The organism is Gordonia sp. LMA484 (assembly GCF_058129505.1).
The window spans coordinates 2,126,711-2,145,364 of record NZ_CM176700.1; the positions used below are offsets into that span (position 1 = coordinate 2,126,711).

16 protein-coding genes are annotated in these 18,654 nt (G+C 62.0%); 9 read left to right on the top strand and 7 right to left on the bottom strand.

The window, feature by feature from the left end:
- Positions 1-294: 294 nt before the first annotated feature.
- The 3 genes from AC4AMJ_RS09215 to AC4AMJ_RS09225 form a co-directional block, all read right to left on the bottom strand.
- Entirely contained in the window at positions 295-1,068 is a 774-nt protein-coding gene (locus tag AC4AMJ_RS09215) for an IclR family transcriptional regulator (protein WP_489917862.1), read from the bottom strand.
- Between the two features lie 80 nt (positions 1,069-1,148).
- Positions 1,149-2,300 (bottom strand): CaiB/BaiF CoA transferase family protein, encoded by a 1,152-nt coding sequence (locus AC4AMJ_RS09220; protein ID WP_489917863.1) that lies wholly within the window; start codon positions 2,298-2,300, stop codon positions 1,149-1,151.
- Positions 2,297-3,469, bottom strand: a complete 1,173-nt coding sequence (locus AC4AMJ_RS09225) for an acyl-CoA dehydrogenase family protein (protein ID WP_489917864.1) — start codon at positions 3,467-3,469, stop codon at positions 2,297-2,299. The genes AC4AMJ_RS09220 and AC4AMJ_RS09225 overlap by 4 nt, the downstream gene beginning before the upstream one ends.
- 169 nt (positions 3,470-3,638) lie before the next feature.
- Between AC4AMJ_RS09225 and AC4AMJ_RS09230 the strand changes: the two genes are divergently transcribed.
- The 6 genes from AC4AMJ_RS09230 (at position 3,639) to AC4AMJ_RS09255 (ending at position 9,785) form a co-directional block, all read left to right on the top strand.
- Entirely contained in the window at positions 3,639-4,646 is a 1,008-nt protein-coding gene (locus AC4AMJ_RS09230; protein WP_489917865.1) for a LacI family DNA-binding transcriptional regulator, read from the top strand.
- A gap of 295 nt (positions 4,647-4,941) precedes the next feature.
- Positions 4,942-6,081 carry an NAD(P) transhydrogenase subunit alpha gene (locus tag AC4AMJ_RS09235; protein ID WP_489917866.1) on the top strand — a complete coding sequence of 380 codons (1,140 nt, stop codon included), beginning with the start codon at positions 4,942-4,944 and terminating at the stop codon, positions 6,079-6,081.
- 160 nt (positions 6,082-6,241) lie between these two features.
- Positions 6,242-6,568, top strand: coding sequence for an NAD(P) transhydrogenase subunit alpha part 2 (locus tag AC4AMJ_RS09240; RefSeq protein WP_489917867.1), 327 nt, complete (start codon positions 6,242-6,244; stop codon positions 6,566-6,568).
- Positions 6,568-8,010 (top strand): NAD(P)(+) transhydrogenase (Re/Si-specific) subunit beta, encoded by a 1,443-nt coding sequence (locus AC4AMJ_RS09245; RefSeq protein WP_489917868.1) that lies wholly within the window; start codon positions 6,568-6,570, stop codon positions 8,008-8,010. The genes AC4AMJ_RS09240 and AC4AMJ_RS09245 overlap by 1 nt, the downstream gene beginning before the upstream one ends.
- Positions 8,011-8,250: 240 nt before the next feature.
- Positions 8,251-9,144, top strand: a complete 894-nt coding sequence (locus tag AC4AMJ_RS09250) for a polysaccharide deacetylase family protein (protein WP_489917869.1) — start codon at positions 8,251-8,253, stop codon at positions 9,142-9,144.
- Positions 9,145-9,239: 95 nt separating this feature from the next.
- A complete protein-coding gene (locus tag AC4AMJ_RS09255) occupies positions 9,240-9,785 on the top strand; it encodes a carboxymuconolactone decarboxylase family protein (RefSeq protein ID WP_489917870.1) in 546 nt (181 codons plus the stop codon).
- 145 nt (positions 9,786-9,930) lie between these two features.
- Here the strand turns inward: AC4AMJ_RS09255 and AC4AMJ_RS09260 are convergent, their stop codons facing one another.
- Positions 9,931-10,719 (bottom strand): alpha/beta fold hydrolase, encoded by a 789-nt coding sequence (locus AC4AMJ_RS09260; RefSeq protein WP_489917871.1) that lies wholly within the window; start codon positions 10,717-10,719, stop codon positions 9,931-9,933.
- Positions 10,720-10,767: 48 nt separating this feature from the next.
- Positions 10,768-11,325 (bottom strand): cupin domain-containing protein, encoded by a 558-nt coding sequence (locus AC4AMJ_RS09265; protein ID WP_489917872.1) that lies wholly within the window; start codon positions 11,323-11,325, stop codon positions 10,768-10,770.
- A 466-nt stretch (positions 11,326-11,791) separates the two neighbouring features.
- Between AC4AMJ_RS09265 and AC4AMJ_RS09270 the strand changes: the two genes are divergently transcribed.
- The 3 genes from AC4AMJ_RS09270 (at position 11,792) to budC (ending at position 15,997) form a co-directional block, all read left to right on the top strand.
- Positions 11,792-13,321, top strand: a complete 1,530-nt coding sequence (locus AC4AMJ_RS09270) for an aldehyde dehydrogenase (NADP(+)) (protein ID WP_489917873.1) — start codon at positions 11,792-11,794, stop codon at positions 13,319-13,321.
- A 71-nt stretch (positions 13,322-13,392) separates the two neighbouring features.
- Entirely contained in the window at positions 13,393-15,126 is a 1,734-nt protein-coding gene (locus tag AC4AMJ_RS09275; protein ID WP_489917874.1) for a thiamine pyrophosphate-binding protein, read from the top strand.
- A gap of 58 nt (positions 15,127-15,184) precedes the next feature.
- Positions 15,185-15,997: a meso-2,3-butanediol dehydrogenase gene (budC, locus tag AC4AMJ_RS09280; RefSeq protein ID WP_489917875.1), complete on the top strand. Its 813-nt coding sequence runs from the start codon at positions 15,185-15,187 to the stop codon at positions 15,995-15,997.
- A 62-nt stretch (positions 15,998-16,059) separates the two neighbouring features.
- Here budC and AC4AMJ_RS09285 read toward each other — a convergent pair whose 3' ends face one another.
- Positions 16,060-16,995: a fumarylacetoacetate hydrolase family protein gene (locus AC4AMJ_RS09285; RefSeq protein ID WP_489917876.1), complete on the bottom strand. Its 936-nt coding sequence runs from the start codon at positions 16,993-16,995 to the stop codon at positions 16,060-16,062.
- 84 nt (positions 16,996-17,079) lie between these two features.
- Positions 17,080-18,525, bottom strand: coding sequence for an MFS transporter (locus AC4AMJ_RS09290; protein WP_489917877.1), 1,446 nt, complete (start codon positions 18,523-18,525; stop codon positions 17,080-17,082).
- Positions 18,526-18,654: the final 129 nt, after the last annotated feature.

The window sequence follows — 18,654 nt, forward strand, 5'->3', positions numbered from 1 at the left end:
TCCACACGCGCTCGCCAGCGACACCGGTGCAGCACCGACAGTGATGTGTTCGTTGTGATCGGCGTCGATTTTGCGAAGTCTTGCCAGCGCATTCTCAAGGCACACGAGTCTTGGACTCTTCACGCCCCGAACATCTTCGGCGAAGCCGATGAATGTACGGCCGCGGCGCCTTGATCGCAGTCGCGCCGAGGGCCGGGCCACTGCACTCAGCAAGGTCGACGGGCTCGCAGGCGGGTCACCGCGCAATACTGCCCGGTTGTCGTAGCAATCTCTTTAACCGGCAGACCTGCGCACTCACGCGTGATCGAAGACCTGCTGTAAGTGCCTGGCAGCTGCAGAAACCCGTGCCGCGGAGCGATCCGCGATCCGATCAGTCGAGGAGCCCAGGCACCCGATGGCCGCATAGGTGTCCTCGCGCACCTTGAAGGCGGACGCGACGGCGACGACCCCGAGTTGAAACTCCTCGTTGGATACGGCATAGCCCTGCTCGATGACGCGTTCCAGCTGTCGACGGATCATTGCGGGATTGACGATCGTGCGAGGGGTGGACGCACGCAACATCCTGGTCGTGAGCAGTTCCTCGCGACGTTGTCTACTGAGGCGAGCCAGGAGGGCTTTTCCGACCGCCGTGCTGTGCAGCGGCAAGCCCGCGCCCATCAGAGTGTTGGCGCGCAGTTCGCGAGTGTAGAGACCGTCGATGATGAGGGCGCGGTCCTCACTGAGGATCGCCAGTTGCGACGCTCCTGCTAGTTTTTGTAGTTCAACGAGATATGGCATCGCGGCGATACGCAGGTCATTGACGACCGGGTTGGCGTTCCCAAGCGTGAGCATCTTTTTTCCGATGGAGAAGCCCTCGTCCGAGTGTTCGAGCATTCCCAACTCGGCCAGCTTCCAGCACATACGGTGGACGGTCGTCTTCGCGAGGCCGGTCGACTCGGCGAGATGCGTGATGGTGACCGGGCGCCGTTCTGCCGCGCACGCTTCGAGAACGGCGAGAATCCGTTGTACCACCGGATCACGCCGGGATTCCGGTGCAACGGCGTCTGCGATCGGGTCATCGGTTGGCACGTCTACTCCTGTACTGCTCGCATCGGCGGAAGGTTCACCTCGACTGGCAGACCTTCCACACAAAGTCTAAAGCCGCTGCGCTACCCCTCGAAACTACCGCCACTCGACCGCAATACTGTCTCTCTGTCCTCGTCGAGGAGTGGTGGAGCCGTTCGGTAGGTCGGAGGGGTGGCGCTGAGATGGATCGGATTCGCTATCTGCGTCACCGTGTCCTTGCGGCGTGGGTCGTCGATCTCTGTCGTGGGCGCGAGCCTCAAACGTTCAGCCAAAGAGACCGCGTCCGCGATGTTGTTCAGCGGACCGCACGGGACTCCTCGAGCGGTGAGTACTTCGAACCATTCGTCAGCGGTTCTCAATTTCAACATAGAATTCAGTGTGTTTGTGAGTTCCTCACGATGGGCGACGCGTCCGGCGTTCGTTGCGAAGCGTATGTCAGCAGACAGTGCTGGACTGCCGAGTGCATCCGCCAGATGTGAGAATTGCCGATCGTTTCCGACGGCCAGAACCAAAGGCCGGTTCGCGGTTTCGAATACCTCGTACGGGGCGATGCTGGGATGCCTATTGCCCATCGCGCGGGGAACGACACCCGCGGCAACGTATCCGGTTGACTGATTGGTGAGCGCGGAAAGTAGAGAAGAGAGCAAATTCACTTCCACACGCTGCCCCTCACCTGTGCGCTCGCGGTGTCGCAACGCCGCAAGAATGCCTACCGCAGCGTGTAGGCCGGTAATGACATCGACGAGTGCTACTCCGACCTTGGTCGGAGTAGCAGCGTCCGGTCCGGTGATGCTCATCAGCCCACCGACTGCCTGTATGAGCAGATCGTATCCGGGCAGTTTGTTGTTGCTGCCGAATCCACTAACAGAGCAATAGACCAGTCCCGGGTTATCTGCGCAGACACTGCTGTAACCGAGGCCGTAACGATCCATCGCGCCGGGAAGAAAGTTCTCTACAACGACATCTGCCCGCGCCACTAATCGCCGGGCGCGCTCGAGATCACTCGGATCGGACAGATCGAGGGCCACCGACTGCTTGTTTCGATTGACGCCGGCGAAGTAGGTGGACTCCTCGTCGACCCACGGTGGCCCCCAGTGGCGGGTATCGTCTCCATACCCTGGCCGCTCGATCTTGACAACTTCGGCTCCGAGGTCGGCGAGCAACATTGTCGCGTAGGGTCCCGCCAATACTCGGCCGAAGTCTGCGATGACGAGCCCGTCGAGCGCACCGCTCATCGGAATGCAGCTTGGCCGGTCAGCGCCTTGCCGATGGTGAGCTGGTGGACTTCCGAGGTGCCCTCGTAGGTCAGAACCGACTCCAGATTGTTGGCGTGCCGCATCACCGGGTACTCGAGAGTTATGCCGCTGGCGCCGAGAATGGTACGACATTCGCGTGCGACGGAAATTGCCTCGCGAACGTTGTTGAGTTTGCCGGTACTCACCTGCTCGGGGGTGATCTGACCGCGATCCTTGATTCGCCCGAGATGGTAAGCCAGGAGGTGTCCCTTACCTACCTCAAGCGCCATGTTCGCGAGTTTGGCTTGAGTGAGCTGATAGCCGGCGAGCGGTTTGTCGAACACCTCGCGGGATTGTGAGTATGCGATAGCCGTTTCGAGGCAGTCGCGGGCGGCGCCGATCGCGCCGAAGATGATCCCAAAGCGTGCCTCTCCGAGGCTGGTGAGGGGCCCACGAAGCCCAACGACTTCAGGCAACACCGCTGTTGCCGGCAATCGGACGCCGTCGAGGACCAACTCGGAGGTCACCGACGCACGCAGCGACACTTTAGCGCGAATTTCAGGAGCGGAGAATCCTGGCGTATCGGTTGGAACCACAAATCCCCTGATGCCCTCAGCGGTTTGCGCCCAGACAACTGCGACATCGGCGATGGACCCGTTCGTGATCCACATCTTGGTGCCGTTCAAAATCCAGTCGTCGCCGTCTTTCTTGGCGTTGGTGCGCATTCCGGAGGGATTCGAACCGAAGTCTGCCTCGGTCAAGCCGAAGCATCCGATGGCCGTACCGGCGGCCATTCGCGGAAGCCATTCCTGCTTCTGTTCCTCGCTGCCCCAATGGTGGATCGAGAACATCGCTAGCGAACCTTGCACCGAGACGAGGCTTCGGATACCGGAATCGACCGCTTCGAGTTCGAGACAGGCCAGTCCGTAGGCAGTCGCGCTCATCCCCGCGCAGCCATACCCTTCGAGATGCATCCCCAGTACGCCGAGCGACCCCAACTCCTTTGCCAGATCACGCGCCGGGAGCTGGGCCTTTTCAAACCACTCCGCGACATGCGGACGAAGACGCTCGTTGCCGAACCGTCGCACGGTGTCGCGAATTTCGAGTTCCTCGGATTCGAGGAGTGAATCGAGAGCAAACAGCTCGCTCAGGGTCTGTGAGGTGGGCATGAGCAACTCCTGGGTAGGCCTCGGTGATGCGCTCGCGAGAGCAGAACCGGTGTAGCGAACGATTGCACAATCGTTAGCGAGAACGATTGCATCCGCTACGGTAGAGGCGAAACAATCGGTCGTCAACCTTGGCGATCGACACCGAAGCAGAAGATGAGACCGTACGAGCATGGAACGACCGGTTCGCGCCCCGACGCTGAAAGAGCTTGCGGAACGAGCAGGAGTGCATGTTTCGACCGCATCGCGCGTGTTGCGTCAGCCCGAGCCTGTCGATGGTTGGTCTGCATCCGCACTTCGAGTAAGGGAGGCTGCGGCCGAACTCGGATATCAACGGAATGAGTGGGCAGCAAGCTTGCGTACCCGTAAGACGACGACGCTGGGCGTTGTCGTGCCCCGTCTCGCTGACGGCGTAGTGGCAACGACGTTCCAAGGAATCGAGGAAGCCGCCACGTCGTTCGGCTACTCCGCGCTGTTGTCCAGTCCTCCAGATGATCTCGAAGCGCAGCACCGTGCCATAGAGTTCTTGATCGGTAGACAAGTTGACGGTTTGCTGCTGAGCGGCTTACACATCCCCGGCCGTCCCTTCGTGGAATCCCTGCGCGCCAGCACTCCACCAATTCTCGCCTTGACACGCCACGCAGACTCCGGGCTCCCTTTCGTTGGAGCCGACGACTACGAAGGCGGACAACTCGCGGCACGGCATCTGCTCGATCGCGGTCACACAGAACTCGCGATCATCGCAGGGCCGGTGCACGCGACCACGGCTCGCGACCGTGTCCGTGGATTCCTGGACGCCTGCGACGCTGCATCGGTAACCGTGCCAGCCGACCGAATACTCACATCGTCCTTCGAAGTGTCGAGCGGTGTTGAGGTGGGCAGCCGGTTGCTCAGCGGACAGAGTCGTCCTACCGCAATCTTCGCAGTCAGCGACATGATCGCGATCGGCGTCCTGGGCGTCGCACGCGACCTGGGTTTGATCCTGGCCAAGGATCTCGCCTTGGTCGGGTACAACGACACTCCGGTCGCTGCACAACTACCCGTCCCTCTCACCTCGGTGAGATCGCCTGCGCGAGAAATAGGCAAGCTGGCGGTGCACCGTATGTTGGACCTGCTCCGTGACCGCGATCCGGGGAACACCCGACTGTCGGTCGAGCTAATCGAACGCGCCACAACCTGATTGAACGTTCGGATCAACCAGTTCCAAGAACAGGCCGCCGCCGCGCAGGATCTCGCATTACCTCAAAGCTGGATGCCGCACATAGCGATCTCGTCGACTGACTGCCTCCGCCTCGGCGAATTCGTAGGCGCACGAACGGAACCGAGTTGAACGACTGTTCCACTGCACGGAAACGATCGTGCACGAGATGGTGTCGGTTGTCGCTAGCCTGAGCCAATCCGGGCAGCATGTTCGGTCGCCGTGCCGCTGGTGTCGGTCGACCTTGCCCAGCCCTCAACAACCAGGAAGTCACACAATGGAAACTCCGGAAAAGGCGGCACGGTTGCGTCCGACGGTCGGCGTGGTCTGTGAGTCCGAAGGGGGTGAGCGTCGGGTCGCGTTGGTCCCCAAGATCGTTGCGTCGTTGATCGGCAAGGGTGTATCGGTCGTCGTCGAATCAGGAGCCGGCGTTCCGGCTTTGATCCCGGACCAGTTGTACGTCGAAGCGGGCGCCGAGATCGGTGACGCATGGTCAGCCGATGTCGTCGTGAAGGTTGCACCGCCCACCGACAAGGAGATCGCGAAGCTCTCAACCGGCTCGACGCTCATCGGATTTCTCGCACCTCGTAACGCAGACAACAAGATCGACGCGCTCAAGGAGGCGGGGGTGCGAGCGTTCGCGGTCGAGGCAATCCCCCGCATTTCCCGCGCCCAGGTGATGGACGCACTGTCCTCGCAGGCGAATGTCGCGGGCTACAAGGCCGTCCTGCTCGCGGCATCGATCTCTACTCGGTTCTTCCCGATGCTCACCACCGCCGCGGGCACGGTCAAGCCGGCGACGGTGCTGGTGCTCGGCGTCGGTGTCGCAGGATTGCAGTCGTTGGCAACGGCGAAGCGCCTCGGGGCGCGGGCGACGGGTTACGACGTCCGACCCGAGGTAGCCGACCAAGTGCGGTCGGTCGGTGCGCAGTGGCTCGATCTGGGCATCGACGCTGCCGGTGAAGGTGGTTACGCACGCGAGCTGACCGAACTCGAGCAGGCCCAGCAACAGAAGGCCCTCGAACAGGCCATCAAAGGTTTCGACGTCGTCATCACCACCGCGCTGGTGCCCGGCCGTCCCGCACCTCGTCTGGTCACAGGCGCCGCGGTCGCAGGGATGAAGCCCGGAAGTGTCGTCGTCGACCTCGCCGGTGAGACCGGAGGCAACTGCGAGCTGACCGAACCGGGGCAGACCGTCGTCAAACTCGACGTCACCATCGCCTCCCCGCTGAACCTCCCTGCGACGATGCCCGAGCACGCCAGTGAGTTGTACTCGAAGAATGTCTCTGCACTGCTGGAGGCGATGTTGGACGAGTCGGGAGCGCTGGCGCCGGACTTCTCAGATGAAGTGCTGGCGCAGTCCTGCGTGGCCGGGGCCCGCAACGAGACACGAAGCGAGACTGCGAATGCGCACTGACTCGGTATCGCAGCTCTCCTCGACGAGCACGATTTCGGATCGATTGATCTCCGTGGTCGGTTTCCGCGTCGCGAGCCTGAGCCGGCAACCGGAAGCCCGTCACCTGAGTTTTGACGTGAACGCAGCCGTGCGTCCCCTCAGCCAGAACAGTGAGGACTGAATGTATACCGTTCTACTCGCGAACATCGCAATTCTCGTGCTGGCCGGTTTCGTCGGTTTCGCCGTCATCTCGAAGGTTCCCAACACTCTGCACACACCGTTGATGTCGGGCACCAATGCCATTCACGGCATCGTCGTGCTCGGCGCGTTGACCGTTCTCGGTCGGATGCCCGAGGACGCGTCGTGGGGCGTGCGGATCATTGCATTCGTCGCGTTGATCTTTGGCACCTTGAATGTCGTCGGCGGGTTCTTGGTCACCGACCGAATGCTCGGAATGTTCAAGTCCAAGAGAGCACCTAGGGCCACGGAGAAGGGCACTGATTTCTGATGAACAACCTCGTCAGCATTCTCTACATCGTCGCTTTCGGCATGTTCATCTACGGTCTGATGGGCCTGACCGGCCCGAAGACCGCCGTGCGCGGAAACTGGATTGCCGCTGTCGGCATGGGCATCGCCGTGGTTGCGACCCTGATCGAAGTACGCGAGGCCGCCGCGATCAACTGGATTCTCATCGCCGCGGGGTTGGTGATAGGAGTACTGCTCGGGGTCCCACCTGCCAAGCGCACTAAGATGACCGCCATGCCGCAGCTGGTTGCGCTGTTCAACGGCGTAGGCGGAGGTACGGTCGCGCTCATCGCGTGGGCGGAGTTCATCGAAACCCACGGGTTCTCGGCGTTCCAGCACGGCGAAGAGCCGACCGTCCATATCGTCGTCGGATCCTTGTTCGCCGCGGTGATCGGTTCGGTGTCGTTCTGGGGCTCGCTGGTCGCCTTCGCCAAGTTGCAGGAACTACTGAACAAGAAGGTCGAGAAGGCCTTCGTGAAAAATGCACGATCGTTCCAGCTGGCCAACATCATGTTGCTGGTACTCGCTGTCGCGGTTGCGATCTACATCGGGGTGAAAGCAGCTCCGGGCGAAGGCACGTCCGTGTGGTGCATCGTGCTGGTCCTCGTCGCGGCTGGACTGATGGGGTTGTTCGTGGTGTTGCCGATCGGCGGCGCGGATATGCCGGTGGTCATTTCCCTGCTCAATGCTCTGACAGGTCTGTCCGCAGCGGCGGCCGGTCTGGCGCTGAACAACACGGCGATGATCGTGGCGGGAATGATCGTCGGTGCGTCGGGGTCGATTCTGACGAACTTGATGGCGACGGCAATGAACCGGTCCATCCCGGCGATTGTGTTCGGGTCGTTCGGTGGCGGCGGCAGTGATGCGGGCGTCGACACGGAAGCGTCCGCTGGTGTCGTCAAGGCGACGTCGGCTGCCGATGCAGCCATTCAGATGGCGTACGCATCGCAGGTCATCGTCGTGCCCGGCTACGGCCTCGCTGTCGCGCAGGCGCAGCACGCGGTCAAGGACATGGCAACAATTCTCGAAAGCAAGGGTATCGAGGTCAAATACGCCATTCACCCCGTCGCCGGCCGCATGCCAGGGCACATGAACGTGCTCCTCGCCGAAGCCGACGTCGAGTACGACGCGATGAAGGAAATGGACGACATCAACGGTGAATTCTCGCGCACCGACGTCACTGTCGTCATCGGCGCCAACGACGTCACCAACCCAGCGGCGCGCAACGATCCGGCCAGCCCGATCCACGGGATGCCGATCCTCAACGTCGACGAGTCACGATCGGTCCTCGTGCTCAAACGATCGATGAGCTCCGGCTATGCGGGCATCGACAATCCGCTCTTCACCGCCGACCGGACCTCGATGCTGTTTGGCGACGCAAAAAAGTCGGTCAACTCCGTCATCGAAGAACTCAAAGCACTCTAGTGCGCCTTCGGCACCGGCACATGTCAGCACAGGCCCAGTGTCCGGCGAGGCGCCCAACAATCCGCACCGTATTCTTCGGCAGTCCCACCGACCGGAACACGCGCATTGGAGTCGGCACCGTCGTCATGGTTGTGTGAGTCCACGCACAATACGGAGGGCGGCGCAAGGCCCCGCCCGTATCAAACGCTGTAGCTCGCAGGCGCTTCAACGCAACGATCACTACTCAGGGAGAGAGAGACCATGTCACCTCGGTGGGGTCCAGACGGTAGGCAGGCAGCAGTCACCTTTGCTTTCGATAATCTCGGTGAGGCCTCGGACATCGAATTCGGTCGCTGGCCGATCGATCGAGCAGTCGGATCCCATCACAGTGTGACGCGCGATCTGCCCTTGATCCTAGACGCACTTGCCGGGCACACCGTTGCGTTCTTCGTCGAGTCGTGGAACCTTCACGTGTATCCGGATGCGATTCGCGCCATCGTCGAGGCCGGTCACGAAATCGGCAGTCATGGACTCCGACACGAGATCTGGTGCACCTTGTCCCCCGACCAGGAACGCGACCACATGAAACGTTGTGTAGACGACTTCGCACGGTACGGGGTCGAGATCAAAGGCTTGCGGCCGCCTGGGGCGATCGCAGCCTCGAGCTCAGCCCACGTCCTGCCCGAACTCGGTCTCACATATATCTCCCCGGTCGGAGTCTCGACAGGTGTCCTCGACTCGGGACTGGCAGTGTTGGAGTCGGTCGTCGCGGCCTCCGATGTCGCGTACTACGGAGAGCCCTTCGTCAAATATCGCAACTACAAGCCCAACAACACAATTCTCTCGCCCGAGGACTTCGTCGAGGGCATGATGTTCGAAATCGAAAAGGCGGTCGAGGTGGGTGGTCACATCTCGACCACATGCCACCCCTTCTATCAATCCACGTCCCCCGACCGCACAGATCCGGAAAGGATCGAGGCGCTCGCGGAAGTCGTTCGTCGGATTCACGCCGATAACCGCATCTGGGCTGCCACCCCACGGGAGGTCGCCGCTTGGATGATCGAGCACAGGTTCGACTTCCCCGGTCCCGCCAGCCTCGATCCGCCCTCGTACTGGAACCCAGCCTTCTACCAGGACATCAAGCGCGACACTTAAGCCGCGACGTAAACCAGCCCGTAGGAGCGGCCGGCAAGGACGTCATCGGGTGACTTCATTGTTCGGCAGAAGCACCGCACACAAGGAGCACAGACATGGCCCGCCTCCCTTACCGACACCGTCCAGACGCCGATGTCGCCGAGCAGTACATCTACGATCGCCTCGAGATCGAGCGCAAGAACCCCACCCCGAACATATTCCTGGCACTTGCACACGCACCTGTTCAACTCGACGGGATGCTCACGTACGCCAGAACTCTGAGATCCGCTACAGAACTGGGTCCGCGACTGCGTGAGCTGGTCATACTCGGGATCGCCGCCGCGAAGGGCGGAGAGTACGTGGCTGAACATCACAAACACGATGCGCTCAAGGCTGGACTCACCGAGCAGCAGGTCGACGCGATCGCACGCAATGCGGCGACGGAGGACCTCTTCGAGAGTGCCGAGGTGGCAGTCATTGATTTCGGGCGCGAAATCGGTGAACAGGACACCGTGACGAACCAGACGTGGGCTGCCGCAGCGCGGCACCTTACGCAACAACAACTGGCCCAGTTAACGATGACGGCATGCTGGTACTCCGCAGGCGTCCTGATGATGCGCATCCTCGACCTCGAACTCGAAGACCCATCACGCTCCCGGTGACCTTCGCAATATGCAGTAGCACAACTCATTACGGCTCCGGCTCCGGCTCCGGCTCCGGCTCCGGCCAGTGTTGCCCGATCCTATGGCGGAACCGGTGTTTACCGCGGGCGCAGCGACACTGCAGCCCCGCATGGTGGTGGTCCGGTTAAGACACAGGCTCTTTGTTCGCCCGTACGTGTTCCGCGATCAAACTGGATAGGAGTTCGGGTCGTTCGACCGGAACCAGGTGGGCCCCGGGCTCAACGATGACGTGGCGGGCATTCGGAATCCTGCTCGCCAGTCCGGCCATGACTTCGGGGGTGGTCGATGGATCGTCGACGCCTCCGAGAACCAGCGTCGGAGACTTGATCGCGCCCAGCTGCGCGTTGCCATCCCACTCGGCGAGAGCCTCGCCGCAGGCCGCGTAACCCTCCCGATCGGTACGCCGCACCATCTCGCCCAAGCGCTGCAGCAACGCCGGATCCTTCTCGGCGCATTCGTAGGTGATCCAACGGCCGGCCAGGCCGCTGATCAAATCATCGGTACCGGCCGCTCGCACCGCCGCCGCACGCTCGGTCCAGGCCTCGCGTGTTCCGAACCGCGATGACGTCGAGATGAGGGTCAACGACGCCACCCGATCGGGCGATGTCGCGGCGATGTGCTGTGCGACGGCGCCCCCCAGAGAAAGACCTGCGAGGTGAACTGCGCTCAACCCCAACGTGTCGAGGGTGCACAACACATCGTCGGCCAATTCCGCAACCGTGTACGGCCCGACTGGAGCGACCGATTCGCCGTGCCCGCGCAGGTCGACCGTGACGGTGCAGAGACCGTGGCCGTGCAGTGCCGCCGCGGTGTCCGCCCAGATGCTTCGATCGCTTCCCAGCGCACCTAGAAGCACGACAGGAGGCTGATCCTCGACGCTCTCGGACGCGGTGTAGGCGAGGTCGTAGGCCACAGGTGGGCTCCTAACGCTTCTCAGGTTGGTTGTCTTCTCAAGTCGCTGTCAGCGGCGTGCTTGCGCCGCGCGTTTGTCTTCGGCTTCGGCGCACAGATCGAAGAGTGGATAGTCGGGCGTCCATCGCACGTCAATGCTGTCCTCGCTTTCGCGCAGCCGTTCGATCGATGTCGGACCGTCAGGATTGAGGTAGTCGACGATGCGCTCAAAGCCACCCGGCGCTATCACACCGATCTGCTTGCTATCCGGAGCCGCAAACGCCCAGGCATGAATCCAATTCCGCGGAAGCACGCCGAACTCCCCAGCATGAATGTCACGCGTCACGCGCGTACCGTTCTGATCATCGAGCCACACCCGGACGATGCCCGACAACACATACAGCGCTTCGGTGGTCGTGCGGTGAAAGTGCGGCATCGTCGGCTCGTTCTCGTCGCCGGTGGACAGAATGATCGACAGATCATCATGAGTGTCGACCGCACGCGTCAGCAAGGTACGCCACCCGGTATTGGCACGCGAGTGCTCACCCTGACCCTCACCGAGAACGTATGCCCTACCCAAGCCGAGATCATCCAAGGACACCTGCCCAGACTCCCAGTTGTACTTCATGATGAACCTTTCGAAGGAGACAATTCGGTTGAAAATGCGCGAGCCGCGGTAGGCACGTCGTCGACATCGGCGTCGAACTCGAGAACTATGGTCAGCAATCTTGGGCGCTCACGGTCAGCTCCGCTGAAGGCGATGGTCCTCGGACGGTCGGCAGGACAGGATGTCCTGCGGCGTGACCGACATCGCAGGGCCGCGAACTGTGCGATTCATGAATAGCAAGTGTCGACGGCCGAAGACCAGTAGGCGGTTCCGCTGGATGGATCGCCCGAGTCACACCGGTGATTGTTGACTAGTCGTCGGCCGGCGCCCTGTTCCACCCATTGGTAAACACCTGTTGGTTCGAGCGACGCACTCCATGTCTACTGAACTCGACCGTCCACCGGCCAAGCGTCGTCCCCGCGCCCCATACGGCGCGACGTGCGCCTACACCTCCGCGGTCGTCGAGACAGCAAGCGTCACCGCACCGTTGTCCGTACCACGCCAGACTCACCACCCCGGAAGGCTGATCGTGTCAGAAAACAAGCTCGGCACCACCCCAGATCTTGCTCACCCCACCTCGACCGATGACGTCCGTCGCGCCGTCGAGGACAGCGCCGCCGCCGCGGGCCCCTGGGCCGCCACCTCTCTGCCCGATCGCGCGCACGCCCTGCGCACGATCGCGGACGAATTGGACGCGGCTGCTGAGGTGTTGGTACCAGTGGCCATGTCCGACACCAACCTCCCGGAACAGCGGTTACGCGGGGAGCTGAAGCGGACCACCTTCCAATTGCGGATGTTCGCCTCGGTACTCGACGACGGCGCGTTCCTGGGCGTCCGCGTCGACCACGCCGACCCGGACTGGCCCATGGGTGTGCCACGGCCAGACCTGCGCCGAATGCTGTTGCCGTTAGGACCGGTCGTGGTCTTTGCAGCCAGCAACTTTCCGTTCGCCTTTTCGGTCGCAGGCGGCGACACCGCATCGGCGCTGGCAGCTGGCTGTCCGGTGATCTTGAAAGCGCATTCTGGTCATCTTCCCCTCGCGGAAGCCACGGCAGCGGTGGTGATCTCCGCACTCGCGAAAGCAGGTGCTCCCGATGGAGTCTTCGCGACGATCAGTGGGGTCGAAGCGGGAAAGCTTGCCTTGCAGGACCCCTTGGTCAAGGCAGGCGCCTTCACCGGTTCGATCGGCGCGGGTCGACTGCTCTTCGACCTTGCGCAATCGAGACCTCACCCGATCCCGTTCTTCGGCGAGCTCGGCAGCCTCAATCCTGTCTTCGTCACTCGAGCAGCAGTCGATGAGAGGCTCTCTACGATCCGAGACGAACTGATCGCGAGTTTCTCCGGAAGCTCCGGGCAACTGTGCACCAAGCCAGGAGTGGTACTTGCTCCAGCAGGCAGTGGATTGGCCGAAAGCCTGAAAGCCGCCGAGTTGCCTACCGGTGCTCGACTTCTCAACGATCGGATCCTCAAGGGATACGGGGCGTCGCTTGCTGGCCTCCTCGAGGTCGACGCCGTGAACGTGCTTGCAGGTGAGGCAGATCCCTCCGCCGAGATGCCGGCGCCGACCATTCTCGTCACGTCCGCCGAACATGTCCTCGGTGGCGGGTCCGAAGTCCTCGAGGAGTGTTTTGGCCCTGCCACCGTTGTCGTCGAATACACCGACGCCCGGGAAATGGAGGAAATCGCGCGCCTGCTCGAGGGGCAGTTGACAGCGACGGTTCACGGCACCGACGAGGACGACGTCGAGGGCCTGCTAGCCATTCTGACAGGCAAGGCGGGGCGCATCTTGTGGAACGAATGGCCGACGGGAGTTGCGGTGACCTATGCCCAGCAACACGGTGGCCCGTACCCCTCGTCCACGACTCCCACCACGTCGGTCGGAACTGCTGCCATCGAACGTTTCATGCGTCCCGTGACTTTCCAGGGCATTCCGGATCGGCTCCTGCCACTTGCCCTGCGGGAGTCAAACCCACTGGCCGTCCCCCGAATGGTCGATGGAGGTCTCGAATCCCGGTGATTCGCCGGTGGGCATCCGCCGGCAACGAACGTACGCCCCACTTCCCGCTTAATCTCTTTGGAGGAACAACAGTGTCGAATTCGGACAATTCAGTCGACGGTGGTGAACTGGTCGCCAGAACCCTGCATGCCGCAGGAGTGACCAAGATCTTTGCCTTGCACGGCGGACACCTCGAGTCGTTCTACCGCGGTTGCGCACGGCACCAGTTGGAGCTCGTGGACTTCCGGCACGAGGCGTCTGCGGGTCACGCGGCAGAGGCCTACGCGCGTGTCACCGGTCAGATCGGAGTGTGTGCTATCACTGCCGGACCTGGGTTCGCCAACGCACTCCCAGCGATCCTCAATGCTTTCGTCGATGCATCTCCGACGCTCTTTCTGATCGGCGCTCCCCCCTTGCGGGAGAAGGAGACCAACGAGCTACAGGGTGGTTTCGACCAACTCGAGATTGCCAAGTCGAGCGCAAAGTGGGCGGTGTCGATCACGAACGTCGAACGCACTGCTGATCTGCTCGCCGCCGCGATTCGGCGCGCGACAACCGGTCGACGGGGTCCAGTGGTGGTCGAACTGCCTATTGACGTCCTCCACATGATCACTTCGGTCGACCGCGTCAAGCCGCCCAGCGGCCTCTCGGTTCACCCTCGACCTGCACCGTCGCGACAGGAACTCGCCGACCTACGCACCATGCTGCTCGCGGCGAAGCGTCCAGCAATCGTGGTCGGTGGAGACGCCCGCTTCAGCGACTGCGAAGCAATTCTCGCGAAATTCTCCGAGCGGGCGGGCATCCCGGTCTTCGCGAGCAAACGCGGTTTGGGCATCCTGCCGGACACCCACCCGTGCGATGCGCACGATGCTGCCAACCTCGGTTTGCTGATGAGCAACGGCTCGCCGCGTCCTGATCTTGTAATTCTGGCCGGAACGCGTATGGGACTGTTCCTCGGCGGCAGCGGCTTCGGCGTTCTACCCGAAGACTCTCAGATTGTCCAGATCTACAGCGATCCCGGTGAAATCGGCCGGATCAGAGACGTAGAGCTCGCGATTTCAGCTGACGTGAGCAGCGTTTTCGAGTGCCTCGACGACGCGACCGCGGGCGACTTGTGGCCGGACTGGACCACGTGGAGAGACCTTGCCGTAGATCAGAAGAACAAGCGAGCGGAGGTCCTCCCCGACCCGGAAACAGCCGGAGGAATCCACCCGTTCCACGCGATGGCAGAGGTCGCCGCAGTCGCCGGCTCGGAGGCTGTCTACGCGATTGATGGTGGCGAGGCCGGACAGTGGGCCGTTCAGCACGCCCGCACCGACGGGCCCGGCCGCGTGATCACGACCGGATACTTCGGCGGGCTCGGCGTCGGCCCAGGATTCGCGATCGGCGCGCAGGTCGCCGCCCCAGACCGGCGCGTCGTCCTCGTCGCGGGCGACGGCAGCTTCGGCTTCCATCTCCAAGAACTCGACATCATGGTGCACAACCGATTCCCGATCGTCACAATTGTCCTGAACAACGAGATTTGGGGTATGTCACTGCACGGCCAGGAAATCATGTACGGCAAGGGATACAGCGCAATCTCGAAACTCGGCGGACGAAACTACGCCGAGATAGCGAAAGCCTTTGGATGCTACGCGGAGCGCGTCACCAGCTTCACCGAACTCCGGCCCGCCCTACAACGCGCCTTCGACGCCGGCACGCCGGCGTGCATTGAGATCATGACCGACCCCGAGGTGGTGAGCCCCGGTCTCATCGCGATGCTCGGCGACGTCGACTCAGACACCCCCCACATCGTGGTCCCGTACTACGAGAACATTCCACTCTGACTACACAACCCATTCCCCCAAAACGCTCCCCCAAGCCTGACCACCAAAAGGACCTCTCATGAACTCCCCCTCCCAGGGACAAACTCACCGCTTCACCGACAAGCTAGTCATGGTCACAGCTGCAGCGTCAGGAATCGGCCTGGCCTGCGTCCAGCGGTTTCTCGCCGAGGGAGCAACCGTCCTCGCGTCCGACCTCGATGAAGCGGCCCTCCAAGCCAGCTTCGCCGAAGCAGAACACCGCGACCGTCTTGTCCTCGGCACGTTGGACGTCAGCAGCTACGATGCAGTTCAGGAGTACGTCCGGCAGATCTCGAACGATTGGGGTCGGTTGGACATCCTGGTCAACAACGCCGGACTGGGATCATGGGGTGCAGTGGACAAACTCTCCGTCGAACGGTGGCACCAGGTCATCGCAGTCTCGCTCGACTCAGTGTTCTACACCTGCAAGGAAGCCATCCCGCTACTCAAACGAAGTGGAGGGGCGATCGTCAACACATCGTCGATCTCGGGGATGTTCGGCGACAACGGCTTTGCTGCCTACAACGCCGCGAAGGCGGGCGTGATCAATTTGACGCGCACGCTGGCTATCGATCACGCCCCCGACGGTGTGCGTGCAAATGTTGTTTGTCCTGGTTTAACCGAGACCCCGCGAGTCACGTGGATGCAGCAGACCGAAGAAATAGCATCGGAGTATGACCGAAGGCTCCCGACAAAACGTCCGGGAACGCCGCAGGAGATGGCGGCTGCGATCACCTTCCTGTCCAGCGATGACGCTTCGTACATCACCGGGGTCTGCCTACCCGTGGACGGCGGACTCACGGCGGCTACCGGGCAACCCGCCTTCCTCCAACTTCTGCCCAACCGCGTCTAGATACTGACCAGTGCCGACGATGCCGCCGAGTCCCGATGGGAGACTCGGCGGCATCACTCAGTTCAAGCTTCCGCAACAACGTGATTGGTCAAGGTTCCGATCGAGGAGATAGATACGGAGACAACATCTCCCGGTTCCAACCATTGGTCATTTCCGCGATCAGCGAACGAACCGGCAGGCGTTCCTGTGAAGATGACGTCGCCGGGCGCGAGTGGCATGAAGGCTGTGACGTGTTCAATTAAGGCAGGGATGTCATGAATGAGCACGGACGTCGGGGAATCCTGCATAACGGCGCCATTGAGGGTGGTGGTTACCTGAAGATTCGCCGGGTCCGGAACCTCGTCCGCCGTCACCATCCACGGACCAAGACTGCCGCTGTGATAGAAGTTCTTTCCAGCGGTCGGGGTCGGTGCCTGACGCTGCCAGTCCCGGACACTACCGTCTTGTCCGACCGAGTAGCCCGCGACCACGTCGAGCGCGACCTCGCGCGACACGGCGCGACAGTGCTTTCCGATGATCACGGCGAGTTCACCCTCAAAGTCGAGCCACGACGACACCCGTGGGCGCACGATCGGTTGAAGGTGACCAGTGAGCGAGGACCACACCTTCAGAAACAGCGCCGGCATGCTCTCACGTGTCGACACTGCGGTCCCAGTTCGCTCAGCAACCAACTGTGCATGGTCGCTGTAGTTCACCCCCACACAGATCACTGCCCGCGACCCCAACGAAGGGGGAAGCAATGTCACGTCTGCCAGCGGGACTCGACTTCCGTTGTGGGGAACGGGGTCACCCTTTCCCCACCTGTCAAGGAATGCCCCCAACGTGCACCCCTGAACTGGGCCCACCCACTCGGTGATGTCGACGATGCTGTCTCCATCGACCACCCCGACCCCGGGCTGGTCGCCGTCTCGCACGAACAATGCAACTTTCACCAGGTTCACTTCCTGTCCGGATTCGTAGAGCGCCCGCTCGTTGTGCACGAACTGGGTCAAGAACACGCAACCAGCAGCAGGGCTACGACCGAAAGAAGTCCGTCCCACCCGGTGGAACCGGTGGAACGGACTTCTCCAGCCCGGCCGGGGTCAGCTCCGTGTTCGGACGTCAGGATGAGCCTCGCTCACCAAGCCGGCGCGGGGGTCAGCACTCTCCGTCTCGTTCACCGCAGTGCGCTCTGTGCGCGCCCTGTTCAGATCCTCATCGATGACCAGTTCGGGGTCTTCTGTGCGATGGGCGAAAGTCCGGTGCAACAGATACACAAGGCATCCCGAGGCCAGCATCACCAATCCATACAGTTGGAAAGCCGCTCCCGGGGATCCGCCCGCCGCGAACCAGTACCCCATCAGGATAGGTACGGCGATCGAGAAACCCCGACCGACTCCCATCATCATTCCCACTGCTGCACCGCGGTTGGCCGCGGGATAAAGGTGCGGGGAGATCGCGTAGTACGCCACCGTTCCACCAACCGTCGTCACACCGACCAGGACCGCAAGAGCCAGACCGAAACTCGTGGCGTACGCCATGGCGAACACCACGTAGACCGGCAAACCGAGTACCAGCAACCCCGCGGTGACCAAACGGGGGTTGAACCTTCTCGACAGGGCTGCGAAGGTCAACGATCCGCAGATCCCGCCCAGTCCGATGAGAACACCGGCCATCCGCCCATCCGATGCATTGCCCGTAGCATCTGTGATCAGCGTCGGTGTCCACGAGTTCGAGAAATAGAAGGCTCCGATGAGCAGGACGTAACCGGACCACAATAGGGTCGTACGTTTTAGGAGCGTCCCTGTGAACACCGTCCGCAGGGCACCGAGTTCCGCAGCCTGCCCGCGCCTTTCCGGCAGGTTCTCTCCGGTGGCCAAACGAAGTCTGCGCCCGATCTTGTGATAGCTGCGTAGGGCATGCCGCGGACGTGCCTCGACCAAATAGTCCACCGATTCTGGAAGCACGAAGTAGGTGACGACGACCGCCAGCGCCGAGAGCACTCCGGTTGCGACGAACGGGCCGTGCCATCCCCACGCCGCGATCAGCGACCCAGTGGCCAAACCACCGATCAGCCCGCCAATTGGGAGTCCGATGCCGTAAATCCCCAAGACCGTACCGCGGCGGTGGTCTGGTGCGTATTCAGAGACTATGCAAGTCAAGCTTGGGACGATCGCACCTACCCACAGCCCGGCGAAGGTGCGGGCGGCCAGCAGAGTGGAGACGTCTGTCGCGAGTCCGGTGAGGACCATGCCGAGGGCACCGAGCGCAAGGCAGAGCATGATGTGTGGACGGCGACCGATTCTGTCAGCCAACGGGCTGAGAAAGACCGCTCCCAGCGCCGCACCCAACAGCCCGGCACTGAGCGCGTATCCGATCGTCGCCGAATCCAGATTCCACGTCTGCGCCAACGTCGGTGCGACGAAGGCCATTACGGAATTCTCGTACCCGTCAATGGCTGCAATTGCGGTACAGAGCAACACAAGTCCCCACCGACGGCGATCCATCGGCGCGTGTCGCACTTGTTCTCGAAGGTCGTCGCTGTTCATAGTGACCTTTCAGTCGTCTGGCTGCTCGGATATGTAGACCCGGCAGAGGCGAAGGACAGAATCCGTGGGTAACGAATTACGGCAACGATTGGCCGGCGGAGCCGAGGTGTTGCCTCAGACACCGCGACC